Origin of the sequence: Albidovulum sp. (genome assembly GCF_008933605.1) — a bacterium.
Taxonomy (GTDB): domain Bacteria; phylum Pseudomonadota; class Alphaproteobacteria; order Rhodobacterales; family Rhodobacteraceae; genus Albidovulum.
Genome location: NZ_WBUS01000196.1, coordinates 1 through 4,979 on the forward strand (window position 1 = coordinate 1; position 4,979 = coordinate 4,979).

The 4,979-nt window shown below is 66.4% G+C and carries 5 protein-coding genes; 1 reads left to right on the plus strand and 4 read right to left on the minus strand.

Going from position 1 to position 4,979, the window contains the following annotated elements:
• Positions 1 to 133 precede the first annotated feature (133 nt).
• On the minus strand, positions 134 to 553 hold the full coding sequence (gene mscL / locus F9K34_RS16975) for a large conductance mechanosensitive channel protein MscL (protein ID WP_291338298.1): 420 nt from the start codon (positions 551 to 553) through the stop codon (positions 134 to 136).
• Between the two features lie 182 nt (positions 554 to 735).
• Here mscL and F9K34_RS16980 point away from each other — a divergent pair, with 182 nt between their 5' ends.
• On the plus strand, positions 736 to 1,407 hold the full coding sequence (locus F9K34_RS16980; protein ID WP_291338302.1) for a glutathione S-transferase N-terminal domain-containing protein: 672 nt from the start codon (positions 736 to 738) through the stop codon (positions 1,405 to 1,407).
• 20 nt (positions 1,408 to 1,427) lie between these two features.
• On the opposite strand, the gene pheT is transcribed toward F9K34_RS16980, so the two are convergent.
• From pheT to pheS, 3 genes are all read right to left on the minus strand, one after another.
• Positions 1,428 to 3,836: a phenylalanine--tRNA ligase subunit beta gene (pheT, locus tag F9K34_RS16985; RefSeq protein WP_291338299.1), complete on the minus strand. Its 2,409-nt coding sequence runs from the start codon at positions 3,834 to 3,836 to the stop codon at positions 1,428 to 1,430.
• On the minus strand, positions 3,833 to 4,264 hold the full coding sequence (locus F9K34_RS16990) for a hypothetical protein (RefSeq protein WP_291338300.1): 432 nt from the start codon (positions 4,262 to 4,264) through the stop codon (positions 3,833 to 3,835). Before F9K34_RS16990 ends, pheT begins: the two co-directional genes overlap by 4 nt.
• A partial coding sequence (pheS, locus tag F9K34_RS16995; protein ID WP_291338301.1) for a phenylalanine--tRNA ligase subunit alpha occupies positions 4,261 to 4,979 on the minus strand: 719 nt, incomplete at its 5' end. The genes pheS and F9K34_RS16990, both read right to left, overlap by 4 nt.

Here is a 4,979-nt window from a genome sequence, read left to right on the forward strand (position 1 = left end):
TTGTCCCCGCTGCCCGCCCGCCGGACGAAGGTCCCCGGACCCCTCCCAGGGCCGGCGCGGCCGAACCGGGGGCCGGGCCGAAAGCAAAAGGCCCGCCAGGATGGCGGGCCTTTCCCATGGCGTTGCGAGTGATCTATTTCTTCAGGGCGTCGCGGATCTGCATGAGCACGTCGAGTTCGGTCGGGCCGGCCGGCGCGGGCGCGGCCTCCTCCTTCTTCATCGCCGCATCCTTCACGCGGTTCACCATCTTCACCAGCAGGAAGACGACGAAGGCGATGATTAGGAAGTTGATCACGGCCGTGATGAAGGAACCGTAGGCGAAGACCGGCGCCCCGGCATCGCGCGCCGCGGCGAGCGAGGCGAACTCGCCGTCGCCGAGGTTGACGAAGAGGTTCGAGAAGTCGATCCCTCCGGTGATCACGCCGATGATCGGGTTGATCAGGTCGGCAACGAGCGAGGTCACGATTGCCGTGAAAGCCGCGCCGATGATGATGCCGACGGCCATGTCCATGACATTGCCCTTGGCGATGAAATCCTTGAACTCTTTGATCATTTCCGTGTCCCCACTTTACTGGTCCGCAGGCGTCGCATACATCCGGCCCGCCGCGGATCGAGTTTATCACGACATTTCATCGCGGTTGTGCCTTTTCTCCGCGACTCGCGGAACTAGGTCATAGAGGTGTCACCAGAGCCGCACAGGGGGAAAGTTTGCTGAAGCACATCACGTTTCCGATCATGGCCAAGTGGCCGCCGCGGAACCCGGATGCCATCCAGCTTTATTCGCTGACGACGCCCAATGGCGTGAAGGTTTCGATCGCGCTCGAGGAGACCGGCCTGCCGTATGACGCGCATCTCGTGGATTTCGGCCGGAACGACCAGATGAGCCCGGAGTTCCTCTCGCTCAACCCCAACAACAAGATCCCCGCGATCATCGATCCTCACGGCCCCGACGGCGAGCCTCTCCCGCTCTTCGAAAGCGGCGCGATCCTGCTCTACATCGCCGAGAAGTCCGGCCAGCTCATGCCCGAGGGCGCGGGCAAGTGGGAGGTCATCCAGTGGCTGATGTTCCAGATGGGCGGCATCGGGCCGATGTTCGGGCAGGTCGGATTCTTCCATCATTTCGCGGGGAAGGAGATCGCGGATTCCCGGCCGCGCGAACGCTACTACGCCGAGGCGCGCCGCCTGCTGTCCGTGCTGGAAAAGCGGATGGCAGGGCGGGAGTGGATCGCCGGCGACTATTCCATCGCCGACATCGCGATCTGCCCCTGGATCAGGAACCTCCGGGACAACTATCGCGCCGGTGCGGAAACGGGGCTGGAGGAAATGCCGAACGTCCTCGCCTGGCTCGACCGCTTCCTCGCCCGGCCCGCCGTGCAGCGCGGGCTCAGGATCCCGGCCCGCGGCTGAGCCTTCGGGGTGCTCCGCGCTCAGCGCCTGAGCACCCCGCCGGTGGCCTTCGCCACCTTCTCGAAGACCTTCGCGCTCACCGCCTCGATCTCCGCCTCGGTCAGCGTCTTGTCGCGGGGCTGGAGGCGCACCGAGATGGCGAGCGACTTCTTGCCGGGCCCCATCTGCGCCTCGGCCTTCTCGCCGGCGAATTCGTCGAAGACCGAAACGCTCTCGATCAGTGCCTTGTCGGCCCCCTGCGCGGCGTTGACGAGCGTCAGCGCCTCGACCTTCCGGTCGACGACGAAGGCGAAGTCGCGCTCCACCGCCTGAAGATCGGCAAGCCCCAGCGCGGCACGGGTCGCTGTCTTCGCCTTGGGGAAGGGCACCGCCTCGACGCGCAGGGTGAAGGCGACCGCCGGCCCCTTCACGTCCATCGCGCGCAGGACCTTCGGGTGCACCTCGCCGAAGGTGGCGATGACGTTGGGGCCAAGGCCCATCACCCCCGACCGGCCGGGATGCCACCAGCCCTCGGCCTTGCGGCTGATCTGGACCTTCTGCGGCGCGCCCACGGCGGCCAGCACCGCCTCGGCATCGGCCTTGGCGTCATAGACATCCACGGCCCGGCGCGAACCGTAGGGATCGCGGGGCGCGGTCGCGCCGACCAGAAGCCCGGTCGCGTGCAGCGCCTGTTCGCCCGGCTCGCCGCCGGCGAAGACCGGCCCCACCTCGAAGAGCGCGAGGTCCGCGAAGCCGCGCGCCTGGTTCCGCGCCGCCGCCTGCAGGAGGCCGGGCAGGAGGTCGGGGCGCATGTGCGTCATCTCCGACGAGATCGGATTTTCCAGCCGCGTCGCCTCCGCCCCGCCGCCGAAGAGCGCGGCCGAGCCGGCGTCGATGAAGGAATAGGTCACGCATTCGTTGTAGCCGAGCGCGGCGAGCGTCCGCCGCGCCGCCTTTTCGCGCATCTGGAGCGCAGTCAGCACCGGTTTCGGCACGCCCGGTTTCGCCCGCCGCATCGGCTTGCCCTCGAGCTTCGTCAGCGACGCGATCCGCGCCACTTCCTCGATGAGGTCCGCCTCGCCGAGGATGTCGGGCCGCCACGAGGGCGGGCTCGCCATGTCGCCATGCAGCGTGAAGCCGAGCGCCTCCAGCGTCGCGCGCTGCGCGCCTTCGGAAATGTCCATGCCGACCAGGCTGATGACCCGCTTGGGGTCGAGCCGGTAGGCGCGGTCCGAAACCGGCACCGCGCCGTCCATGACGACCTCCGAGGCCTCGCCGCCGCAGAGGTCGAGGATCATCCGCGTCGCCAGTTCCAGCCCGGGGAGCGTGAAAGCCGGGTCCACGCCCCGCTCGAACCGGTAGCGGGCGTCGGAATTGATGCGCAGCGCGCGGCCCGTGGTGGCGATGGTGATCGGGTCCCAGTAGGCGCTTTCGAGAAAGACGTCCGTCGTTGCCTCGCCGCAGCCCGAGGCCGCGCCGCCCATCACCCCGGCGATGCTCTCGGGGCCGGTGTCGTCGGAGATGACCATCATGCCGGGGCCGAACGCATAGGTCTTGTCGTCGAGCGCCGCGATGGTCTCGCCGCCCTCGGCGGGATGGATGCGCAGGTCGCCCCTGACCCTGGCCGCGTCGAAGACGTGAAGCGGCCGGTTCTGGTCGAAGGTGAAGAAGTTGGTGATGTCGACGAGCGTCGAGATGGGGCGGAGGCCGATCGCCTTCAGCCGCGCCTGCAGCCAGGCGGGCGAGGGGCCGTTCCTGACGCCGCGGATCAGCCGGCCGGCGAAGAGCGGGCAGCCCTTCTCCTTCAGGCCCGCGTCGATCCTGACCCCGATGCGGCTGGCGAAGCTGCCCTTCACCGGCTGCACGTCCAGGGGCTTCAGCCGCCCGAGCCCGCGCGCGGCCAGGTCGCGGGCGATGCCGCGGACGCCAAGCGCATCGGGGCGGTTCGGGGTGATCTTGATATGGATCATCGGATCGACCGTCTCGGGCCGGTGCGCGGCGAGCCAGTCCACGAACCGCTCGCCGACCTCGCCCGAGGGCAGCTCGATGATGCCGGTGTGTTCGTCGGAAAGCTCCAGCTCGCGTTCCGAGGCCATCATGCCGTGGCTCTCGACGCCCCTGATCCGGCCGACGCCCAGCGTCACGTCGATGCCGGGGACATAGTCGCCGGGCTTGGCCAAGACCACAGTGATCCCCGCCCGCGCATTCGGCGCGCCGCAGACGATCTGCTTCTCGCCCTCGTCGGTCAGCACCCGGCAGACCCGCAACTTGTCGGCGTCGGGGTGCTGCGTCGCCTCAAGCACCTTGGCGAGCGTGAAGGGCCTGAGCCGCGCGGCGCGGTCCACGACTTCCTCGACCTCAAGCCCGAGGTCGGTCAGCGCATAGGTGATCTCGTCGAGCGTCGCTTGCGTTTCGAGATGGTCTTTCAGCCAGGAGAGGGTGAATTTCATTGTCCTATTCCCATCCATTGCGCTGCAAGCGTTGTCAAAAGTGCAGTGACTACTGACACCAAGATTTGCCCTGATGTCATTGCAAGCCCTGAACCAATCTTGCGAAGCGGCCGCAGAAGCTTTGCCTTCAGTGTCTGCTCAATGAGAAAATTGTGTCCAGCCAGCGATGGCCTCACAAATGTTTGTTTGACGATCGGATCGGGTTGTTCACCCAACCAGGGTTCATCGCCTTTGGTTTCGCTCTGTGCGAGCAAACCCTCGCCGAGCATTAGATCGATTTGGTAGGCCTCATGGTCCGTCCAATTTGGCGTGAATTCGTCTTCGAACCCATGCTGAGAGTTAAAGCGTGACTCGCGAAAAAGCTCCGGAAAGTCCTCCAACTCCAATCGTTGCAGGATCGATATCCAAGCCTTCTTGTCGTAGTTCACCTGCTCAGCCCCCCGGCCACCGTCGGCATATCCAGCGCCGCAAACCCGTAGTGCCTCAGCCACCGCAAGTCCGACTCGAAGAACGCCCGCAAATCGGGGATGCCGTATTTCAGCATCGCCAGCCGGTCGATCCCCATGCCGAAGGCGAAGCCCTGCCATTCCGCCGGGTCCACCCCGGCAGCGCTAAGCACCTTCGGATGCACCATCCCCGACCCGAGGATTTCCATCCAGGAATCCCCCTCGCCGATCTTCAGCTGGCCGCCGTCCCAGGAACAGCGGATATCGACCTCGGCCGAGGGTTCGGTGAAGGGGAAGTGCGAGGCGCGGAAGCGCAACTCCACCGCATCCACCTCGAAGAAGGACCGGCAGAACTCCTCCAGCACCCATTTCAGGTTCGCCATCGAGATGTCGCGGTCGATCGCCAGCCCCTCGACCTGGTGGAACATCGGCGCATGGGTCTGGTCCATGTCCATGCGGTAGACGCGCCCCGGCGCGATGACGCGGATCGGTGCGCCATGGGTCTGCATTGCCCGGATCTGCACCGGCGAGGTATGGGTCCTGAGCACGTGCGGCGGGCGGGTGTCGCCCGCCTCGCGCGCCATGAAGAAGGTGTCATGCTCCTGCCGGGCGGGGTGCTCGGGCGGGATGTTGAGCGCGTCGAAGTTGAACCAGTCGCTTTCGATCTGCGGGCCCTCGGCCACGGCAAAGCCCATGT

What these genes read in the sequence shown, in the direction of transcription:
- mscL (WP_291338298.1), bottom strand. Translation starts at nt 553, where the DNA reads ATGATCAAAGAGTTCAAGGATTTCATCGCCAAGGGCAATGTCATGGAC.
- F9K34_RS16980 (WP_291338302.1), top strand. Translation starts at nt 736, where the DNA reads ATGGCCAAGTGGCCGCCGCGGAACCCGGATGCCATCCAGCTTTATTCG.
- pheT (WP_291338299.1), bottom strand. Translation starts at nt 3,836, where the DNA reads ATGAAATTCACCCTCTCCTGGCTGAAAGACCATCTCGAAACGCAAGCG.